Consider the following 20,792-nt stretch of genomic DNA (forward strand, 5'->3'; position numbering starts at 1 on the left):
CTGCCGGCTGAACCCTCTATAACATAGGTTTCCAGCCGTGTCCCGTTATTTACATTTACCACATGTACCTGTTCGTAAGGCAGCAAGTTGGCTGCCTGCATAAGGTTTTTATCAATGGTAATACTGCCTTCATAGTCTATGCAGGCATCCGTGATGGTAGCCCGGTGGATTTTGCTTTTCAGCATGATTCTCACTGTATATGTCTCCTTAATTTGCCAGTATCCGAGATAACTTTTCTATACCGGTGATATTGGGTTTTTCTTTTTCAAGTGCGATTTTGACGGTTTGCCTGCCTAATTCTTTATAGGCAGGTATCAGTTCGGGGGCAATATTTTCAAGTGCTGCCAGATGTTTTGAAACCGTCCCGCAATCCCCTCTGGCAATAGGCCCTGACAAAGCATTGGTTGCACCTGCTTTTTCTATATTTGAAAGGGTACCGCGCACCAGCGGCATAAGGGCTTTTACGGCTTTATCTTCGGGGATACCAAAACTCTGCCAAAGCCCGGTAGCCATTTTAATAAGGGTAACCAGATAATTGGAAGCCAAAACTGCCGCCACATGGTAAGCTACCTTATCCGATGGTTTCAGCACTATCCACTCCCCGCCAAGCACCTTGACCATATCCTTAAGCAAAGGCAGAGTCTGGTCATCACCCTCCAGCGCATAAGTAATACCCTCAAGATTTTTTACCGGGTCTGCCTGTAAACTGAAACTCTGGAGGGGATGCAGTACCCCTGTATACGCCCCAAACCCTTGGGCGGTCTGCAACAGTTCCAGTGAATAAGCCCCGGAACAGTGAATAACGTATTGGTTAGAATGCCAGTGAAGACTTCGGCATATTTCGGCGATAGTATCATCTGGAGTAGTAATGAATACAATATCGGCAGTATCAACCACTGCCTGGGGACTATTACAAAATTTGGCAGAAGGGATTTTCCGGCAAAGTTTTTCCGCAGACAACCTTGTTCGGCTGGCAATGCCTGAAATCGGGTAACCTTTTTCAGACAAACCCAGCGCCAAAGCACTACCCACTGTACCAGCCCCTATAAACCCTATACTCTGCACCTGCTACCCCCATAATATTAAATGCCTTCCCCGGCAAACCGAAGAAGGCATTTAAAAAATCTTTTTATTTACCGTCTCGGCCGTTTTACGATCCAAGCGGGGATCTATTTAATTTAAAGTCTCTAAGCGCTCACCGCCGGTTACGGTCGGTGGCATATATCTGTTTAGCTAAGCTTCAATATTCTGGTCATATGGCTCAAGCAGTATATCGTCGGTAAGCGAATTTATGAAGATTATCCGCCCATCTGTCAGTCCCATGCAAATACCTGTAATCTCAATATGACTGCCGATTTCTACAGTAAAACTTCCTTTAATAACATTGGTGCCAAAATAACAAACTATATTGGCACCGTTACCCTGATCAGTTTTAAGTGTAACCCAGCAACTATTGGGAGCCTTGCCGTATGCCACAGCGGCCACTGAACCCGTAACCTTTATATTTTTATTTTTATAATATTGGTCCGGATTGGTTTCACCGGCGTTTACATAATGCGAATACAAAGTTTCAGCTGTTATAGTCAGGTCAACTGAACCGTCAGTCGACGTATCATCAATAGGTGCGGTGACCTGTGTGTTGTCATCGGTATTTCCGGTCGGAGAACTGGCTACCTTACCTTCAAAAGCTGTAGATATTGAGAAAACTATGCTTACTGCTGCAATAATAAGTACCGGTGAAGAGAGCGCCAGACTTCTCAAAAATTTGCCGTTCGAAATTTTATTCATCTTAATACCTCAGGTGTCATAGTGATACCTTAAAATGATATACCACATAACCTATCCGGTCAAGCAAAAGACCACTTGTTGTATCTGATATTGCCTAAAAAACTAGATATGTGCAGGCAAGGTCTTTACAAACCTAGATTTTATCCTGGCAGGATCTGGCAGCTGCCAATATCCCGGCAGTTTCAGCATCTTTAAGAGTAAACACGGGTTGTTGGAAAAGCCTTTCATGGAGAGCGCTTATAGTGATATACCCATTTTCTATAGCCCAGATATCGGTTTTTTTATTATCCGCCGAACTTAACTGGCGGCGTCTAAGCCAAAAATACCGTTTCCTGCCATCATGTCCCTCTTCAACCGTTTCTATATGGGTTTTATGTGCCAGCGGGGTAACCCTAAGTTCTTCAATTTGGGAAAGCGGCAGGTCAGGTATATTTATATTTAGAAAAGAATTCTTTGTAATATCTCCGTTTTGTATCCGGCGTGCTACCTCCGCTGTAATACAGGCGGCACTATCCAGATTTTCCGGTTCTTCCATGGTAACGGGTATGGAGATGGCTATTGAAGGTATGTTACGCAAATAACCCTGAAGAGCGGCACCCACTGTACCCGAGATAAGCACATCATCCCCCAAGTTCAGACCGTGATTGATACCCGAAACCACTAGATCTACCGGTTCGGTTATTAGCTTGGCTAAACCCAGTATTACACAGTCACAGGGGCTGCCTTCTACCGCATAAGCCTCAATCCCCGGAATAAGAGGGTGAGTCTTCTGCACCCTGAGCGGCTGGCGCAGGGTCACCTGAGTACCGGTGGCACTTTGCTCACGGTCAGGTGCCACCACTATCACTTCGCCAACTTCTTTAAGCCTTTTCACCAATGCCCACAGGCCGGGTGAATAAATACCATCGTCATTGCTTACCAGTATTCTCATAACAAAGATGAGTTTAGCATACCCTTAAAAACCGGGCAAACCATCGGTATCCATTACACAGATACAGGCAAGTTATCCAAATTGCTTAAAAAATCTCTGCCAGATATACTTACAGGAAGTAAAAACCAATTATTCCAGCCTTACATATTTGTTTGAGGATTCATGAAAACCAGCGATTTTGATTATAACCTGCCACAGGAATACATTGCCCAGAAACCGGTTGAACCCCGCGACAGTTCACGTTTGCTGGTTTTGAACCGCCAAAGCGGAGAGCTGACCAATCGCATCTTCGGAGAAATCACTGCCTATTTCAAACCGGGGGATGTGCTGGTAATGAATGATAGCAGGGTACTGCCGGCCCGTATAAAAGGTATCAAACAGGATACTTCTGCCAAAATTGAAATCCTCCTGCTAAAACGTGACGGAGAAGGCTGCTGGGAAGCCCTTTTAAAACCGGGCAAACGCACCAAACCCGGCACAATTATTGATATTCATCAGCCAAATGGGGGAGTAGTATCTATCCAAGCGGAAGTACTGGCAGATAAAGAAGACGGCATCAAGCTTTTGCGTTTTTCAGATGAAACCCACCTGATGAAATTGGGCGAAGTACCCTTGCCGCCTTATATTCATACCCCTGTTGCAGACCCTGAACGCTACCAGACAGTGTACGCCCTGACCAACGGCAGTGTAGCCGCACCCACCGCGGGGCTTCATTTTACCCCAGAGTTATTAAAGCGGCTGACTGAAATGGGAGTAATATGCACTTATGTAACCCTGCATATAGGGCTGGATACCTTTCGCCCGGTCAAGGAAGAAGACCCAAAAGACCATAAAATCCACCGCGAATACGGGATATTAAGCAAGGAAACAGCTTCGGCTATCTGTTGTGCCAAAGAAACCGGCAAACGGGTATTTTGCGTAGGCACTTCGGCAACCAGACTGGTGGAACAGGCTTCTCATCTGAGCCAGACCAGCCTTATCACATCTTATTCCGGCTGGGCAGATTTATTTATTCTCCCTGGGTATAAATTTAGGGTGGCAGACTGTTTTATTACCAATTTCCACCTCCCGCGTTCTACCCCCCTTATGCTTACTTCTGCCTTTGCCGGCTGGCCATTTCTCCGGAAAGCTTATGAAAAGGCCATAAGCGAGCATTACCGTTTTTACAGCTTTGGTGATGCCATGCTGATTCTGTAAAACAGATAACCCCAAAATAGTCTTGAAAAACCAAGGCCGGGGATTTAACCCGGCCTTTAATATTTGCACTTTTCTGTATTGCTTATTCCCAGCGGAAAAAGCGGATTGATACAGCCATACAGACCACCAGCCAGCCTGTGACCACCAGTAAATCAACTCCCAGCGGAAAAGCGGGTGCGCCATCCACCATTACCTGTCTGAAAGCATCTCCCAGATAGGTAAGCGGTAAAGCGTTTACCACCGGACGCATAAAATCAGGCATGAATTCCAGCGGGAAGAAAATACCGGAAAGGAACATCATGGGGAACTGAATAAGCTGAACGATGGGCATAGCACCTTCTTCGGTCTTGGCAAGCGAGGCCACCAGAAACCCCAAACTGATAAATGAAAGTGTACCCAGCATCACCAGCCCCAAGAGAAGCCACCAGTTACCCAAAATTTCCACGCCGAACATAAGCTGGCCTATGACTATAATAATAATAGTCTGAAGTACTGCCAGCCCCAGTCTGAGAACCACCTGACTGAATATAATAGTGGAACGGGAAATAGGGGAAGCCCCCAGCCGTTTCAAAATCTTCTTTTCCCTCTGCTGTATAAGCGGCATGGCAGAGTAAAGTCCCAGAAACATAATGGACATAGCCAGTACGCCCGGTATAAAGAAACTCATCATGCTCATATCTTTGGTCTGGATAGTTTCTTCACTGATTTGAAATAAAACTGGCGTCTGGGTTATCTCACGGTTTATGGTCTGGAGTATTTCTTTAATCACCGGCATTAGAATCTGATTTACGTTGGTTTGAGAACCATCATAGTAAACTTGGATATCGGTAGTTTGTCCTGACAGAGCAGCTATTCCCAAACCCTCAGGTATTATTATAACGGCCTTCAGTTTACCGTCTTTGAGCAGTTGCAGGCTTTCATCACGGGGGCTGTCTTTTACCGAAAAGATGGTTACCTGGCTGAAAGCCTCGGTGATACCCTGACTTATCTGGGAATTGTCTTCGTTTACCAGAGCAACATCATAGCTAATCTTGTCTGTGCCGCTGAAAACCAACCCAAACATAATAATAAACAGTACCGGAAAAGCCAGTGTAAAAAACAAAGCGGTCTTATCCCGAAGAAATTGCTTGAAATTGGCGTTTAGCATGCTAATAAATGAGTTCATTCCCGTATCTTCCTGCCAGTCAGCTTCAAAAATACATCTTCCAGAGTGGCCTGACGAACATGCAAATTACGCAGTTCGGTATTACCCCTGTTTTTGTCTGCATAATCAAGTATGGCACCCATAGTTTTGGGGACATTATTTGAGTACAAAATAACTTCAAACCCTTCTACAGACGCACTGGTCACACAGGGGAAAGAACCCAGAAGTTCGCCTGAAGGAACAGGTTCCATTTCGAACTCAATAGCGCTTTCTTTAAAGTTGCCTGAGATAAGTTTTTTAGGAGTATCCAAAGCTATTATCTTGCCATGGTCTACTACCGCAATACGGTCACAAAGCCTTTCAGCCTCATCCATATAATGGGTGGTAAGGAAAACTGTTTTCCCTTGGGAACGCAGCTCTTCAATCACTGACCACAAACCACGCCGAGCCTGAGGGTCAAGCCCGGTGGTAGGTTCATCCAAAAATGTAATCTCCGGATTATTTACCATAGCCATAGCAACCGACAAACGCTGTTGCTGACCGCCTGAAAGATTTTTGGAAAGCACCTTGCGGCTCTCGGTAAGAGACACCATGTCCAGCAGTTTTTCCACCGGCACTGAATTACGATAGAAAGAGGTAAAGAGTTTAAGTATTTCCTCTACATTTAATAGAGGTAACAAGGCCGGAGCCTGCAGCTGGATACCGATAAGCTGCTTAATCTGGTCACGTTGTTTACGCACGTCCAAACCCATTACGCTGACACTGCCGGAATCTGCATCACGCAAACCTTCAATGATTTCAGCAGTGGTAGTTTTGCCAGCCCCGTTAGGACCAAGCATGCCAAAAACTTCACCTTTTTTAACCTCAAAACTGATACCGTCCACTGCCCGAATCGAGCCGTAGACCTTTACCAGATTTTGCACTTGAATAACCATCTGTTTCCTTTCTCTATTTGCAGTAAAAGGGAATAATCAACCCTGATATAAAGATTGATTATATATCAATAATATTAAGGACAGATTAAGATGCCTAACTGCCGATAAAGTTTTGAATGAGCAGATAAATACCATAGCCCAGTACACCCACTCCGGCAATCAAAAGTACCACAAGGAGCGGCATTACATCATTTCGGCGGTTAGGCCGGTAACTGCGTTCTTCGCGGTAGGCCTTAGCAGGGCGGCGGGAATTGCGGTAACGGATAGGCTCTTCATCTTCATAATAATCATCATCAGCGGCATAACGGCGGGACGTACGGCTACGAGACCGTTCTTCATGCTGGTCATAATAGGGATAGGCTTGCCTGGCAGGTCTGGCAGAAGGGGGAGTTTCTTCATTATCCCGGTAAACCTGTGGCCTACGGGCAGACTCTAACTGTTCATCATTTTCATATTCGGTATCTTCAGGGATTTCCTGAACCACTGGCGGGGTCTTGTCGGCTGTTTCACGGCGGGTTGTGTTCTTGTAGAGACGGCCGGTTAGTTCAAGCGGAGGGGCATCAGGGTTTAACATCTGCCCGCAACCCGGGCAATAATTTACTTTACCAACAATACCCTGACCGCAACTGCAAAAAGTCATATTATTGATATCAGGGTTTTGGGAACCTCTGGGCTGGCCAACCCCGCAGAAAGGGCAAAACAGCAAACCCGATTCAACCAGATTATCCTCAAAATCACGGGAACAATTCAAACACTTCATAAAATCCTCGTTATCTATCAATTTAGTTGGCAAATTATAACACTCTTTTTCCCCGAAGCATACCATTTAGCTTTAAAATTTATAATTGCAGAACCAAAGTTCAGGCAATCCTGTTGCCCAAAAAGCTACACCCGTAAACACCTCCCCAAAAAGCCAAATCAGCCACCTTTTCCTATAACGTATTTTATACTCCAAGGTTAGGCTTGAAATAACAAACGGCAGATACCAACAAAAATACCCCTGTTTCTAGACAGGTGGAGATTTGCAGGCTATAATCACAACCAGATGATGAACAGGATGAAACTTTCACTTTTTATTCCCAAGACTGAAATAGAAGTTTATCTTGAGCGTTTGGCCTATGAGATTAACCGTGATTTCAAGGATAGACCTCTGGTAGTTATAGGCGTACTCAAGGGATCTTTTGTCTTTATGGCTGACCTTATCCGCCGTCTGAATATGCCGGTTGAACTGGATTTTGTAGGCCTGGCCAGCTATGGTAAAAATACTCAAAGCTGTGGCAAAGTACACCTTACCAGACCGCTTAACCGGGATATCGCGGAAAAAGATATACTGGTGATTGAAGATATTGTAGATTCAGGGTTAACTGTTTCTTACCTGCTAAAGTATCTGAAAAAACGCCGCACAAACTCTGTGAAGCTGTGCGCCCTTCTCAGTAAACCCAGCCGAAGAGTCTGTCCGGTAGAAATAGATTATCTGGGCTGCGAAGTTGAGGACAAGTTTCTGGTAGGTTACGGACTGGACTGGGCAGAATGCTACCGCCAGTTGCCCGAAATATTTGCTCTGGAGGAAAAACCGGATGCAGACAAACCTTAGCCAGTTGATAAAAGTTGCCAGAGGCGAAACCGAAGCCGACTTGGTGCTTTTAAATGCCCGAGTTATAAATGTATTTAACGCCGAAATAGAACAAGCCAATGTGGCAGTTTTTGACGGCAAGATAGCCGGCGTGGGTGACTACAGGCATGGCAAAGAGGTGATAGACCTGAAGGGGGCTTATCTTCTCCCCGGACTCATAAACGGCCATACCCATGTGGAAAGCTCTATGCTGGATATTGCCCAATATGCCAGAGCAGTAGTCTCCCACGGTACTTTGGCATTGATAACAGACTTGCATGAGATTAGTAATGTCTGCGGTAAAGAGGGCATTGATTATGTCTTGGATGCCTCAGCGGATTTACCTTTGAGCATTTTTTTACAGGTACCTTCTTGCGTACCTGCCACCCATCTGGAAACTGCCGGAGCGGAGATAAACTCCCAAGATGTAGCCGACTTGCTCCGTCTTCCAAACGTAACCGGACTGGGAGAAATGATGAATTTCCCCGGAGTGCTCTTTGGTGTTCCTTCGGTACTGGACAAGATTATCGCCGCCGCGGGCAAAGTGCTGGACGGACATGCCCCCGGTCTGTCAGGTAAAGACCTGAATGCCTATATATCTGCCGGAATCCACTCTGACCATGAATGCATCCACCTTGCCGAAGCCAAAGAAAAACTGGCTCGCGGCATGTATATAATGATACGGGAAGGTTCTTCAGAAAAAAATCTGGCAGAGCTTTTACCGCTGGTAACTGACCAAACCTACAAACGCTGCCTTTTTGTGGTGGATGACCGAAGTTGTGCTGATCTGAAAAGTGACGGGGATATTGATGCGGTGGTACGCAAAGCTATCCGTCTGGGACTTGACCCCGTAAGGGCTATCCAGTTAGCCAGTATAAATACCGCCGAATATTTCCATTTGCAGGGTCATGGGGCAATTGCACCCGGATATCTGGCCAATATGATAGTTTGCCAAAACCTTGAGCAACTGGATATAGATATGGTCTTTCACAAAGGTAAACTGGTAGCGGAAAAAGGCCAGGCTTTATTTAAACCCCAAAGCCGCATACCCAAATCACTCCTTAATAGTATCCATATAAGGCCCTTTGATACCAAAGACCTGATTCTGAAAACCATCCAGCCCCAAATACCGGTAATAGAGGTAATACCCGGCCAAATAGTAACCCGCAGGCTGGACCTGAAAATACCCGCCGAAAACGGAGTTATCAAGGCAAACACTGAACTGGATTTGCTAAAAATAGTGGTGATGGAGAGACACCACCAAAGCGGCAACATGGGACACGGGCTTATAAGAGGTTTTGGTCTTAAAAAAGGGGCTATCGCCTCATCTGTGGCCCATGATTCACATAATGTAGTAGCAGTGGGCACTAATGATGCTGACCTGTATACCGCCATAAAGGAATTGGAAAGAATAAACGGGGGTATTGCTCTGGCGGTGGACGGTCAGGTGACAGCTTCGGTATCCCTGCCGGTTGCCGGGCTGCTTTCCACCAAACCACTTGAAGAAGTAGTAACCGAACTGGAAGAAATAAATAATCAGGTAGCCAAACTGGGTTGCAAGTTAAGCGCCCCGTTTGCCACCCTCTCATTTATGGCACTGCCCGTTATACCGGAACTCCGTTTGACTGACCTTGGGTTGGTAGACGTAAAGACTTTTAAACTTATACCACAGGAGACATGATGCATAGACCGCTGGTATCGCCAATATTTGAAAACCGATTTGACGCAGGCAGGCAACTGGCTGAAAAACTAAGCCACTATAAAGATAAATCTGCCATAGTCTTAGCTATTCCGAACGGAGGCATACCCATTGCTACTCAGGTGGCACTGGCACTGGATGCCGATATGGATATGATCATTTCCCGTAAATTGCCCATACCTCTTCGGCCGGAAGGAGGCTTCGGGGCAGTAGCAGATGACGGAGCAGTCATGCTTAACCATGAAGTAGTAAACTACCTGCATATGACAGAACAGCAAATAAACTACACTGTTAATAAGGTACGGGCGGAAGTTCAGCAGAGAAGCCTGCTATACCGGGGGCACCGCTCACTTTCAATACTGAACGGACGAATAGCCATTATCATTGATGACGGGTTGGCTTCAGGTTACACCATGCTGGCCGCAATCGAATCTGTAAGACGCAAAAAGCCGGCCAGAATAGTGGCTGCCGTACCCGCCGCTTCAGCAACTGCCCGCAAGCTGGTGGAAAAAGTGGCTGACGAAGTTATTACAGTAGCAGACGGGTTTATGCCCAAGTTTTATGTATCAGATTATTACCGTTACTGGAACGTATTGGATGACGAGCAGAGTTTAAAGGTGTTTAAAGACTGGCAAATGCGCCGTCAAAACCTGAATCTCCGCCCGGAAAACCTGCCTCCGCCCAGCATGACCATGCGTCGTAAACCCCTTATTTAAGGCGGGTAATACGCCTGAGAGCGGCTATCTCTCCCGGAGTAAGCTCACGGGTTTTACCTTCTTCCAGTTTACCTAAACGCAGTGTAGCTATACGGCTTCGCTTCAAAGCTTTTATCGGATGCCCCAAACGGGCAAACATGCGGCGGACTATCCTTTTTTTACCTTCATGGATTATCAGCTTGTAGTTATACGGTGGTTCATCCGTAACCCTGCTCAAGCGGGCAGGCGAGGTAAGCCCGTCATCCAGCAGGATACCCTTTTCCAGACTTTCTTTATCTGCCTGAGTCAGAGCAGCATCAATAGATATAAGGTATTCTTTTTCTATTTCATAACTGGGGTGAGTAAGGCGGTTAGTCATTTCACCGTCGTTGGTCAGCAATATAAGACCGGTAGTGGCTTCATCCAGCCTGCCCACAGGGAAGAGACCAGCCCCTTCATAACGGCGGTGGAGCAAATCCATCACTGTTTTACGGCCCAATTCATCACTGGTGGTTGATACTATTTCGGGGGGCTTATTTAACATAAGGTAAATGCGGCGTACGCGGCTAAGTACAACAAGTTTGCCCTCAAAGGTTACCTTATCCTTTTGGGTATTTACCGGCTGGGAATAAGATTCCGCTTTTTGCCCGTTCAGGGTAACCAACCCTTGTTTTATAGCCTCGGCCATTTTGCGGCGTGAGCCAAGCCTGGCTTCCACCAGAACTTTGACCAGTGAGGTATCTGAAGAAGAATTGTAGGCCATTTAATGTTCCTTTATACCGGATATTAAATTTTTGTCTGCTTGTTATCCAGTGTACTGTAAAGCCTGCGGCCATATTCCAGCAGGGTCTTCTTTTCCTGTGCGGATGTTTGCTTTATTTCCAGATAATGTTCCAAGGCCTGAATAGGATCCAGACCTTCCACCTTGAAGCCATCTGCCCTCTGTCGAGTTAATCTTATAACATTTTTAGAGATAGTGAAATTGTGAGCTTCGCGAAGAGCTTCTCTTATATCGCTATCCCGCAGTTGCCCGCCAATCTCCGCCGGCAACTCCAGTTTCAAGCGGACTATGGCATCTTTTATATCTTGCTGCCTTGCCTGTAATATATTTATTACTTCCAGCGTGGGGTCAAGACTGTCAGCGTTCAGATTCAGCTCTATAGTCAGAAAACGGCGGCCTTCCAGCTTTATAAACTCAAAATCAGTTTTATGGCTTAGCGGGTCTATCTCAACCAGATAAAAACCCTTATCATCTTTTTCCTCACCAAAATCCAGCCTTTCCAAACTGCCGGGGTAAATAACCGGAGGGGCAGAAGACAAGACCTGCTGTTTATGAATATGCCCCAAGGCAACATAATCAAAAGCAGGGTTGGCAATATTGCTTAACATAACTGTAGGTTCATACCCTATGGAAATATTCCGCTCTGAACCTACTTTGGCAGTATTGACCGAAAGATGAGCAGAGAGAATGGACGGTATATTTTTATCAAGCTGGCCTGCCAGATTTTCTATAATACCTGCCAGATAGCTCTCCACCCTCTGGTTCAGTTCCTCAATGCTTAAGTTCTTTTCTTCCTTTTGGTTTGATACTGAAAGAACAGATGAACGGCGTAACCATGGCAGGGAGGCTATCTGAATAGGTCCGTTTCGGGTATTTATCAGACGCACCTCGGCCTTGCCGGAAACATGCACATTGGCAATATCCAGAGTATCAAATATTTCGGTAGTAGTAGCCCGCCCGGCAGCATTAGGCTGGTCATGGTTGCCCACCAGTAAAAACACCTGGATACCGCTACTTGCCAGAGTACTTACGCGGCGGGCAAATTCCCGTTGCTGGGTCTGGGAGGGGTCACGGCTCTTGTAAGCATCTCCGCTGAAAACCACCAGATCCACTTTTTTATCAATGGCATATTCTACCAAACGATCAAACGCAGTTAAAAAATCAGCCAACCGGGAGGAAAGCCCGGTTGCACTGTCAAAACAGCCATAATTCTCCACCCCTATGTGCAGATCTGCAAAGTGGAGAATTTTCAATTTCGCCTCCAAATCAGCTATTGAACGGCTCACCCGAAAGTTTAGCTGCCAGTATATAACTCAGCTCGGAAACCTTTACCCGTATCTGAGCCATGCTGTCTCGGTCACGGACGGTAACCATGCCGTCCTCCAGAGACTGGAAATCCACCGTCACACAGTAGGGAGTACCTATTTCGTCCTGACGGCGGTAACGGCGGCCGATACTCTGGGAATCATCGTAAGCTACCATCCAGCACTTTCTGAGGTCTGCATAAATCTTGCGGGCATAATCAGACAGTATTTCCTTTTTGGAAAGGGGCAATACGGCTATTTTGTAAGGGGCAAGTGCCGGGTGCAGGTGCAAAACAGTCCGTATCTCGTCCTTGTCAGGTTCTTCGGCATAAGCATCAATCAGGAAAGCCAGAGTAGAACGTTCAACCCCAGCCGAAGGTTCTATTACATAAGGCACAAAATGTTCCTTGGTTTCTTCGTCAAAATACTCCAGTGACTTGCCACTGTATTTGGCATGTTGGGTCAGATCAAAGTCACGCCGGTTGGCTATACCTTCAAGCTCACTCCAACCCATAGGGAAATTGTATTCCACGTCATAGCAACCTTTAGCATAGTGAGCAAGTTCGTCAGAGCGGTGAGCCCGAAGCCGCAGATTTTCCGGATTCATACCCAAATTTTTATACCAGTTCAGGCGGTACTGAGTCCATTCTTCCAAGCAGGCATCATCCGCACCCGGTTTTACAAAATACTCCAGTTCCATCTGTTCAAATTCGCGGGAACGGAAAATGAAGTTTCCGGTGGTGATTTCATTACGGAATGATTTACCTATCTGGGCAATACCAAAGGGGAGTTTTTTGCGGGTGGTATTTAAAACATTTTCAAAATTTACAAATATACCCTGAGCGGTTTCCGGCCGCAGGTAAACAATACTGGCGGCTTCTTCAACCGGTCCCATAAAAGTTTTAAACATAAGGTTAAACTGGCGTGATTCGGTAAGTTCACCGCCGCAGGCAGGACACTTGGGTTCAGCCAAATCTGTCGGACGCCAGCGCATTTTACATTTTTTGCAGTCAACCATCGGGTCGGAAAAACCGGCCACGTGACCGCTGGCTTCCCAAACGCGGGGGTGCATGATAATGCTGGCATCCAAACCAACCACATCATCCCGGTCACGTACCATATAGCGCCACCAGGCTTCTTTAACATTGCGTTTCAGTTCTACGCCCAAGGGACCGTAGTCCCAGCAACTATTCAGGCCGCCGTAAATTTCACTGCTGGGGAATATAAACCCCCTGCGGCGAGCCAGAGAAACTATTTTATCCATGGCAACAGGCTGAGAAATGTTTTCAGACAAGGTCAATTACTCCTTTTTGCTTGCACTTGGGCTATTGAAAGTTTTGTAGGCCCTGACAAATACCGGAATGGCAAATATACCTATCACTATAGCCGCTATAACTATAAGGATAATGGCAAACAACCAGAGCGGCAACAGGTGGATTTGATGAACATTATAAACAAAAACATCCAGAAGGGCATACGCCAGTATAAGCTGGGGTACAGCCATGATATTACCCATAAAACCAAGCAGTGTTCCCGGTTTTACCCAGAAATCAGTCTGGTTGTTTTTGAAAAAACCAAGTCTTGGCAAAAAAACCGCCAGACCAAACGCAAATAGTACCAGCAGGAGCTGCACACCGAGGAGCACTCCTATTATAAGCCCGGCATCTATATAGGTAACAGGTGCACCGTCAATGCTGAAGCGGTAAGCTACGTCTGACGGCAAACGACCATAATAGACAGCCGTAAGGAGAAGTGAAATAACCAATACCATCAGGGGTGCCATAAAATAAACAGGACGAAACCTGAATGAAGTGGCGGATTGATTTATCTGGTTATCTATACTCATAAATAAAAAGTTATCAGCTTTGGGCGAATAAGTCAAAAATATTTTGGTTGATACCAGCTTTAGTGTTAGAATGTGCCAAAATATTATCCTTGAGAGTTATGCAAATATGCTTAACCGCAAACTTCGCTTAGGTTTACTGGGCACAAACTGCTATATATTGGGTGACGAGGAAAGCCGCCATGGGCTTATAATAGACCCGGCAGCTATTTCAGATTCCATACCCGAAACAGTTACTGAATATCACCTTGATGTAAAATATATCGTACTTACACACGGGCATCTTGACCATTTGGCAGGGCTGGAATATGCAAGAAAACTTTACCCGGAAGCTAAACTGTGTTTTCACCCGGCAGATGCCAGTTTAAGTGAAAACGTTGAGCTGGTAAGTTATTTGGGAATGTCCGCCTTGCCAACCCTTGCACCTGATATCCCGCTAAGCGAAGGCAGTACGCTGGAACTAGGTAAAATCAAATTTTCGGTTATTTCTATCCCCGGTCATACACCGGGTGGTATCTGCCTGTATACTAGGGGCTATTTATTCAGCGGAGACACCCTTTTTAACTCAGGAATAGGGCGGTCAGATTTTGATAAAAGTGACACGGAAGCTTTACGCCAGAATATAGTAAACGGATTGCTCAGCCTTCCCCCTGAAACCCTTGTATTTCCCGGACATGGCAGGGAAACAACTATCGGCAAAGAAAAGACCGGCAACCCGTTTATTTAGCTTTAGTACTCTTAAATTATGCCGTTGAAAGTAGCCAGTATAGGTGCCATAACCAGGGCAATAATGGCAACCAGCTTAATCATTATATTAAGCGAAGGTCCGGCAGTATCCTTCATAGGATCACCAACCGTATCACCTACCACTGCTGCTTTATGGGCATCTGATCCTTTACCGCCATAAGCACCCGTTTCAACCCATTTCTTGGCGTTGTCCCAGGCACCGCCGGCATTGGCAAAAGTAACCGCCAGTATAAACCCGCACAGGATAGTGCCCGTCAGGAAACCCACTACCGCTACCGGACCCAATAACCAACCGACTATCACCGGTGAAACCACTGTGATAACACCGGGCAGAATCATCTGCTTGATTGAATCACGGGTGCAGATGTCTACGCATTTGCCGTATTCGGGTTTGGCGGTGCCTTCCATTATACCTGCAATCTCTTTGAACTGACGCCGCACTTCATTCACAATGGAAAAACTGGTAACACCCACCGCTTTTAGGGTGAGTGAACAGAAAACAGCCGGCATCATAACACCCAGCAAAAGTCCTGCCAGAACTTTAACATCCAGTAAGCTGACTTGCGAAGCAGATATACCCACAGCCTGAGTATAAGAAAGTAAAAGTGCCAGTGAAGTAAGCCCGGCTGAGCCTATGGCAAAACCTTTGCCAATGGCGGCAGTAGTGTTGCCAAGGGAATCAAGTGCATCAGTCCGTTCGCGTACTTCTTTGGGTAAACCGGACATTTCGGCGATACCACCGGCATTGTCCGCAACCGGACCGTAAGCATCGGTGGCATCCTGTATACCCAGAGTAGCCAGCATACCAACTCCCGCCAGAGCTACGCCGTAAACATCACCAAAAGCATAGGAAATTACGATGGCTATTACCACCAGAACTATTGGAGGAACTACACTCATAAGCCCTACTGAAAAACCCGAAATAATATTGGTGGCCGCACCCGTCTGGCAGGATGCAGCAATACCCAGAGTGGGTTTATAAACATAAGAAGTAAAGTAGTTGGTACTCTCACCTATAAGCACACCAGCCACTAGGCCGGCTAGAATGGCAAAGAAAAGACCCAAATCTGCCTGAAGATACCATACAGCTAAAAAGGAGAATACCGCCGATAAAAAGGCTGCCGCCAGAGTGCCCTTGCGCAAAGCCGCCAGCAAGGCCTTCATCTTAAGTTTTTCTCCGGTACGTACCAGAAAAATACCAATAACAGAAGCCAATATGCCGCCGGCCGCAACCAGCATGGGCAGGAAGAAAGCGGCTTCCTGAGACGGAACAAGGGCATATCCCAGTTTCATGGAAAAAGCCCCGATAGTAGCCAACGCCATGGTAGCGATAATGGAATCCACATAAGATTCAAAAAGGTCAGCACCCATGCCGGCTACATCACCCACGTTGTCACCCACAAAGTCAGCTACTACTGCCGCATTGCGGGGGTCATCTTCGGGGATACCTTTTTCTACCTTACCAACAATATCCGCACCGGTATCAGCCGCCTTGGTAAAAATACCCCCGCCCACTCTGGCAAAGATAGCCACAGAGGAAGCACCAAAACCATATCCGGGCAAAATCTTGATAAAGTCTACGTCACTGCCGAAAGCAAAGTACATTATTGAAAGACCAATAATGCCTATGCCAACTACACACATGCCCATTACCGAACCGGCTCTAAAAGAAAGTTTCAAGCCCTGATTAAGGCTGTGGCTGGCGGCAGTGGTGGTGCGTGAGTTAGCCCTGACGGCGATGCTCATACCAATAAAACCAGCCAGACCTGAGCATAATGCACCAAACAGGAATGAAACCGATACCGGCCAACCCAGCGAGGGTAAAAACGCCAGTATGATAGTTACTGCCGCCACGAAGATAGCCATCACCGTGTATTCACGGGTAATAAAGGCCATGGCACCTTCCTTAATGGCAGCTGCGATTTCCCGCACCTTGGGTGTGCCTTCATCTTGTTTGAGGACAAATTTGGCAAGCAGTCCGGCAACTGTCAGACCTACCAAACCGACAACCAATGCAATCCAGATAGACACTAAATTATTCCCCTTTCCGGGTCAGTTTTGACTGGAATACTTCCAGTTTTTGTTCAAGCCCCTTTTGCTGAATGTACAAAGTAAGATCACTTCTGGTTCGTTCCAGCACTCCCCGTACCATGTCAGTAGTACGGCGAAGCCCGCCGGTAATAGCATCCGGAAAGTCCATGGTAACCAGTACTTCGTAGATATCGTCCATAGCCTGAAGAAGCTCTTCGCCGCGGGTGTCTTCACCCTTTCGCAGGCCGTCCAGTATATAACGCCGCAGTTCACCTGCCGCCTCACCTATGCCGTTTAAATATGCGGCATTGTCCACTTCCAGTTCCTCAGGCGAGGGCATATCCTTCCCGTTTACCAGAGCCAGTACCGTATTAGCTTCAGCGTACTCTTTCTGGGCATCCAGAAAAAAAGTGGTGTTGGACAGTTCACCGCAATCATCTATGGCCTGCCCGGCCTCTTTGATAAGAGCTCTAGCTGAAACCAGCATTTCCCTTGCCTGCGCCAGTTCCTGCCGGTGAACCGCCCTAATGGCCAGACTGCAATACCGGATAGCTTCCCGGCTGATAGGCAGAGATTTTTCACGGGCGGCATCACGGGTCTTGAAATTTTCCCGTATGCTATCAGATATTTGTTCCATTTTGACGCTGATGTTAGTCATTTTTTTCTGCCTCCACAAGGGTCATAAATTCAGAAGTAGCCTTTTTGATATCAGGTGCACCTAAAACAGCACTTATCAGGCAGAGGCTGTCTGCGCCTGCCTGAAGGGCTTCATTGTAATTGGACTTATTTATTCCGCCGATAGCAACCAAAGGTATGTTAACCACCTGTCGTATGGCTTTTAAGCCTGAAAGACCGCCATAAAGAACGTCCAGCTTGGTTTGGGTGGGAAAAACCGCCCCGGCGGCTACATAATCCGCATCTCCCGCCTGTGCCGAAGCGGCATCTTCAGGCGAATCCGCCGAAATACCTATAATACTGCCGGCCGGCATAAGGCGGCGGGCTTGCGACAGAGGCAAATCTGTCTGCCCCAGATGAAGCCCGTCAGCCCCGCAGGCAAGAGCAATATCCAGACGGTCATTTACAATAAACACCGCACCATACTCAATACAAAGTTCTTTTAAGCTGAGTGCCAATGACAGAAATTGTCTGGCAGAAGCGGTTTTGGCTCTTAGCTGGACAAGGCGGCAACCGCCTTCAAGGACTTCTTTAGTAACCCGTGGTATATCCCGCCCGGCCAAATAATCCACATCTATAGCTACATACAGACCTTTTATCATATCCCGGCGGTTTTTCCGCAAGAGTATGGCCGCCAAATCTTTTTCAAGGGTATAAAGTTCAAAACGCCCCCGGCTGTAAATAGAGGCGTCAAAACCAAGTTCAGGCAGACCGGCAAATTCTTCCAAAACCCGCAGTGATTGTTCGGCCCGCTTAGCATTGGCACTGATAAGCGAAAACAGGGTTTCAGCTTTGGACTGGTCAGCCGTTTTCAGATGAGCACCTACATCCGTATCAGCCTGGCGGGAGAATAAAAGATGGCAGTTGGAGGCAGTATCCTGCAGAGTAAGTGCGTGACGCAGATTTTTTAAACGCAGAGTCAGCGTTTCATTTTCAAGGTATAGGCGGGCAATCTCTTCCAGTATCCGCAAACCTTCACTCAAGCGGTTCTGGTTTACATCAACTATCCGCCACAATTTTTCAAGGTTATCCACGGCAAGATTTTAACACAAACCTGTATCCGTCGTCTTCATTCTTCACCCAGTGCATTTTTGATTAGTTCCAGCCTAGGCTCAGGCTGGCTGAGGTCTACCGAAACAAAATCTATCCGGCAGGGGAAATGTTCCAGCCGGTGTTTTTGAATATAACTTTCGGCACTGGCCATAAGATGGGCCTTTTTACGCGGTGTAACAGATTCGGCAGGCAAGCCATAGCCCAAACGGCGTTTGGTTCGCACCTCAATGAATACCAGATACTCACCGTCTTGCCCGACTATATCAATTTCACCTTCGGGCAAACGGCAGTTGGTCTGGATAATGCTGTATCCCATGCCTTTTAGGTACTCTGCGGCCAGTTTTTCCCCAAATTCGCCTGTTTCCTTGCGGTTATAGGCCATCAATCATACCCTTCAATGGGGCAAAAGTGCGGCGGTGAATAGGAGAAATACCCTTTTGGCAAATACACTCCACATGCAGGGCCGTACCGTACCCCTTGTGTTTGGCAAGATAGTATCCGGGATACTCCATATCCAGCTTGGACATCAGGCGGTCACGGCTAACCTTGGCCACAATGGAGGCGCAGGCAATACTGAAACAGAGAGCATCACCGTCTACAATGCCCTTTTGAGGCAGGGGAATATCCGGCAGCTTAAGGTAATCAACCAGCAGAAAATCCGGCTGGCAAGTTAAGTCTTCCACGGCCTGTTTCATGGCCAGTCTGGTAGCGGGGGCAATGCCCATGCTGTCAATCTGTTCGTTATCTACCGCACCCACCCCGAAGGTTACAGCCATGGAAACAATGTGACAGTAAAGATATTCGCGTTTTGCGGGGCTGAGGACCTTACTATCCCTTACCATCTCCACCCAGTCACCCTTTAAACGTGGCGGCATGATAACAGCTCCTGCCACCACCGGCCCAGCCAGACAACCTCTGCCGGCTTCATCCAAACCTGCAATAAGGATAAAACCCTGTTTACGAAGCAGTTTTTCTTCAGCCCGGCTGGGGCAAATAACAGTTGCAGGCATATCAGATAGTATCTCCGCCGGATTCGATAATACCACCGCCAAGCACCATATCATCCAGATAGATTACTGCCGCTTGACCGGGAGTGGCTGCCCAGACCGGGCTTGCCAATTCCAGTATATAAAAATCACCTGATTGAGATATCTTTTTAACCTCAGCGGGAGCGGCTTTGTAGCGGACTTTGACTATCATGCCGGAGGTATCCAGAGGGATACCGCTTTCCCTCCAGATAAAATTACTCAGTAAAATACGGCTGGTATAGAGCTGGTCATGGCCGGCAACCGTAATTGTATTAGCATCTGCATTCATGTCAGATACAAACAGCTTTTCATTTGAAGCCAACCCCAGCCCTTGCCTTTGGCCTACGGTATAAAGGGGCAGTCCCTGATGCTCTCCCAGTATTTTACCTGTGGTGTCCAGAATTTTGCCGGGGGTAAATCCCATACGGGTGGCCAGAAAAGATTTATAATCACCGTCAGGTATAAAACATACATCCTGGCTTTCTTTTTGGGAAACCGGCAGTTTCATATTAGTGGCTAAACGGACAATATCCTTTTTGTATTTTTGCCCCAATGGAAACATCAGGCGTGATAGAGATTCTGGCGGCAGGGTATACAGAAAATATGACTGGTCTTTTTTTCCATCCGCACCCCGAAGGAGGTGAGTGCCATTTTCATCTGAAACAATGCGGGCATAATGCCCGGTTGCCAGATAATCCGCCTTGAAATCCTGTATTTTATTCAACAGGGCGCCTATCTTTACATAATAATTACAACGGATACAGGGGTTGGGGGTACGGCCTTGCGAATACTGCTGGCAAAAATCTGCAATAACTCTTTGGGAAAAAATATCACTCAAATCCACCACATAATGAGGAATATTTAGGGCGGCAGCCACTTCACGTGCCCGGTTAATAAGTTTAAGGTTGTACCCGTTTCCATAGGGTTCATTGTTGGATTTAAGTTGCAGACTCACCCCGGCTACGTTATAGCCCTGTTCAAGAAGCAACATGGCTGTAACCGAAGAATCCACCCCGCCACTCATAGCCACCATTACCAGTTCAGAACTGTCACTCATTTCGGCAACCAAGCAGTATAGTCACCCTTTGTTTAATGCGGCTGAAAATCTCTGACTGAGGAAGTGAAGCATCCAGCTTCAGGAATCTGTCCGGTTCGGTAGCATAAATGGCTCCAAAACCATTTCTGACTCTCTGGTGAAAGCCGTTATTTTCACTCTCAAAGCGGTCAGGCGGCAACCCACCTTTGCGAAGCAGGGCAGCTTTGTCATCCATATCCAGCCAGATAGTAAGGTCAGGAATAAGACCCCCGCTTGCCAAACTGTTTACACAC

The 20,792-nt window shown here is 46.9% G+C and carries 23 protein-coding genes; 5 read left to right on the top strand and 18 right to left on the bottom strand.

Annotated elements, in window-relative coordinates:
• The 4 genes from WC259_RS04290 to surE form a co-directional block, all read right to left on the bottom strand.
• A partial coding sequence (locus WC259_RS04290; RefSeq protein WP_372643317.1) for an aspartate 1-decarboxylase occupies positions 1-185 on the bottom strand: 185 nt, incomplete at its 3' end.
• A 22-nt stretch (positions 186-207) separates the two neighbouring features.
• Positions 208-1,065, bottom strand: coding sequence for a Rossmann-like and DUF2520 domain-containing protein (locus WC259_RS04295; RefSeq protein ID WP_011309284.1), 858 nt, complete (start codon positions 1,063-1,065; stop codon positions 208-210).
• A gap of 168 nt (positions 1,066-1,233) precedes the next feature.
• Complete coding sequence (locus WC259_RS04300; RefSeq protein ID WP_012984298.1) at positions 1,234-1,788, bottom strand: hypothetical protein; 555 nt, start codon at positions 1,786-1,788, stop codon at positions 1,234-1,236.
• Positions 1,789-1,921: 133 nt separating this feature from the next.
• A complete protein-coding gene (surE, locus tag WC259_RS04305) occupies positions 1,922-2,719 on the bottom strand; it encodes a 5'/3'-nucleotidase SurE (protein WP_011309281.1) in 798 nt (265 codons plus the stop codon).
• A gap of 162 nt (positions 2,720-2,881) precedes the next feature.
• On the opposite strand from surE, the gene queA reads away from it, so the two are divergent.
• Positions 2,882-3,916: a tRNA preQ1(34) S-adenosylmethionine ribosyltransferase-isomerase QueA gene (gene queA / locus WC259_RS04310; protein ID WP_372643301.1), complete on the top strand. Its 1,035-nt coding sequence runs from the start codon at positions 2,882-2,884 to the stop codon at positions 3,914-3,916.
• Between the two features lie 82 nt (positions 3,917-3,998).
• Here queA and WC259_RS04315 read toward each other — a convergent pair whose 3' ends face one another.
• The 3 genes from WC259_RS04315 to WC259_RS04325 form a co-directional block, all read right to left on the bottom strand.
• On the bottom strand, positions 3,999-5,081 hold the full coding sequence (locus WC259_RS04315) for an ABC transporter permease (protein ID WP_011309279.1): 1,083 nt from the start codon (positions 5,079-5,081) through the stop codon (positions 3,999-4,001).
• Positions 5,078-5,995, bottom strand: coding sequence for an ABC transporter ATP-binding protein (locus tag WC259_RS04320; protein ID WP_011309278.1), 918 nt, complete (start codon positions 5,993-5,995; stop codon positions 5,078-5,080). Before WC259_RS04320 ends, WC259_RS04315 begins: the two co-directional genes overlap by 4 nt.
• Before the next feature lie 94 nt (positions 5,996-6,089).
• Positions 6,090-6,788 carry an ABC transporter substrate-binding protein gene (locus WC259_RS04325; RefSeq protein WP_231927047.1) on the bottom strand — a complete coding sequence of 233 codons (699 nt, stop codon included), beginning with the start codon at positions 6,786-6,788 and terminating at the stop codon, positions 6,090-6,092.
• A 252-nt stretch (positions 6,789-7,040) separates the two neighbouring features.
• Between WC259_RS04325 and hpt the strand changes: the two genes are divergently transcribed.
• The 3 genes from hpt to WC259_RS04340 are packed head-to-tail and all read left to right on the top strand — an operon-like array spanning position 7,041 to position 10,022.
• Positions 7,041-7,589 carry a hypoxanthine phosphoribosyltransferase gene (gene hpt / locus WC259_RS04330; RefSeq protein WP_015407056.1) on the top strand — a complete coding sequence of 183 codons (549 nt, stop codon included), beginning with the start codon at positions 7,041-7,043 and terminating at the stop codon, positions 7,587-7,589.
• Positions 7,573-9,288 (top strand): adenine deaminase, encoded by a 1,716-nt coding sequence (gene ade, locus WC259_RS04335; protein ID WP_011309275.1) that lies wholly within the window; start codon positions 7,573-7,575, stop codon positions 9,286-9,288. Before hpt ends, ade begins: the two co-directional genes overlap by 17 nt.
• Positions 9,285-10,022, top strand: a complete 738-nt coding sequence (locus tag WC259_RS04340; protein WP_226988268.1) for a phosphoribosyltransferase — start codon at positions 9,285-9,287, stop codon at positions 10,020-10,022. Before ade ends, WC259_RS04340 begins: the two co-directional genes overlap by 4 nt.
• Here WC259_RS04340 and WC259_RS04345 read toward each other — a convergent pair.
• Genes WC259_RS04345 through WC259_RS04360 form a run of 4 tightly spaced genes read right to left on the bottom strand, consistent with a single transcriptional unit; the run spans position 10,015 to position 13,932 of the window.
• Positions 10,015-10,764 carry a pseudouridine synthase gene (locus WC259_RS04345; protein WP_011309273.1) on the bottom strand — a complete coding sequence of 250 codons (750 nt, stop codon included), beginning with the start codon at positions 10,762-10,764 and terminating at the stop codon, positions 10,015-10,017. The genes WC259_RS04340 and WC259_RS04345 overlap by 8 nt on opposite strands.
• 23 nt (positions 10,765-10,787) lie before the next feature.
• A complete protein-coding gene (locus WC259_RS04350) occupies positions 10,788-12,035 on the bottom strand; it encodes an exonuclease SbcCD subunit D (protein WP_372643306.1) in 1,248 nt (415 codons plus the stop codon).
• Between the two features lie 13 nt (positions 12,036-12,048).
• Positions 12,049-13,350, bottom strand: coding sequence for a glycine--tRNA ligase (locus WC259_RS04355; RefSeq protein WP_011309271.1), 1,302 nt, complete (start codon positions 13,348-13,350; stop codon positions 12,049-12,051).
• A gap of 36 nt (positions 13,351-13,386) precedes the next feature.
• On the bottom strand, positions 13,387-13,932 hold the full coding sequence (locus tag WC259_RS04360) for a hypothetical protein (protein ID WP_372643309.1): 546 nt from the start codon (positions 13,930-13,932) through the stop codon (positions 13,387-13,389).
• Between the two features lie 70 nt (positions 13,933-14,002).
• Here WC259_RS04360 and WC259_RS04365 point away from each other — a divergent pair, with 70 nt between their 5' ends.
• Complete coding sequence (locus tag WC259_RS04365) at positions 14,003-14,656, top strand: MBL fold metallo-hydrolase (protein ID WP_061977237.1); 654 nt, start codon at positions 14,003-14,005, stop codon at positions 14,654-14,656.
• A gap of 11 nt (positions 14,657-14,667) precedes the next feature.
• Here WC259_RS04365 and WC259_RS04370 read toward each other — a convergent pair whose 3' ends face one another.
• The 7 genes from WC259_RS04370 to WC259_RS04400 form a co-directional block, all read right to left on the bottom strand.
• Positions 14,668-16,707 carry a sodium-translocating pyrophosphatase gene (locus WC259_RS04370; protein WP_015407052.1) on the bottom strand — a complete coding sequence of 680 codons (2,040 nt, stop codon included), beginning with the start codon at positions 16,705-16,707 and terminating at the stop codon, positions 14,668-14,670.
• A 4-nt stretch (positions 16,708-16,711) separates the two neighbouring features.
• On the bottom strand, positions 16,712-17,365 hold the full coding sequence (locus tag WC259_RS04375) for a haloacid dehalogenase (RefSeq protein WP_012984293.1): 654 nt from the start codon (positions 17,363-17,365) through the stop codon (positions 16,712-16,714).
• Positions 17,358-18,416 carry a thiamine phosphate synthase gene (locus tag WC259_RS04380; RefSeq protein ID WP_015407051.1) on the bottom strand — a complete coding sequence of 353 codons (1,059 nt, stop codon included), beginning with the start codon at positions 18,414-18,416 and terminating at the stop codon, positions 17,358-17,360. Before WC259_RS04380 ends, WC259_RS04375 begins: the two co-directional genes overlap by 8 nt.
• Positions 18,417-18,451: 35 nt before the next feature.
• Positions 18,452-18,817 (bottom strand): YraN family protein, encoded by a 366-nt coding sequence (locus tag WC259_RS04385; protein ID WP_011309265.1) that lies wholly within the window; start codon positions 18,815-18,817, stop codon positions 18,452-18,454.
• Complete coding sequence (locus WC259_RS04390; protein ID WP_011929036.1) at positions 18,807-19,445, bottom strand: ribonuclease HII; 639 nt, start codon at positions 19,443-19,445, stop codon at positions 18,807-18,809. Before WC259_RS04390 ends, WC259_RS04385 begins: the two co-directional genes overlap by 11 nt.
• 1 nt (position 19,446) lies before the next feature.
• A complete protein-coding gene (mnmA, locus tag WC259_RS04395) occupies positions 19,447-20,520 on the bottom strand; it encodes a tRNA 2-thiouridine(34) synthase MnmA (RefSeq protein WP_011309263.1) in 1,074 nt (357 codons plus the stop codon).
• A partial coding sequence (locus tag WC259_RS04400; protein WP_372643314.1) for a dTMP kinase occupies positions 20,513-20,792 on the bottom strand: 280 nt, incomplete at its 5' end. The genes mnmA and WC259_RS04400, both read right to left, overlap by 8 nt.

The organism is Dehalococcoides sp., assembly GCF_041654235.1.
GTDB lineage: Bacteria > Chloroflexota > Dehalococcoidia > Dehalococcoidales > Dehalococcoidaceae > Dehalococcoides > Dehalococcoides mccartyi_B.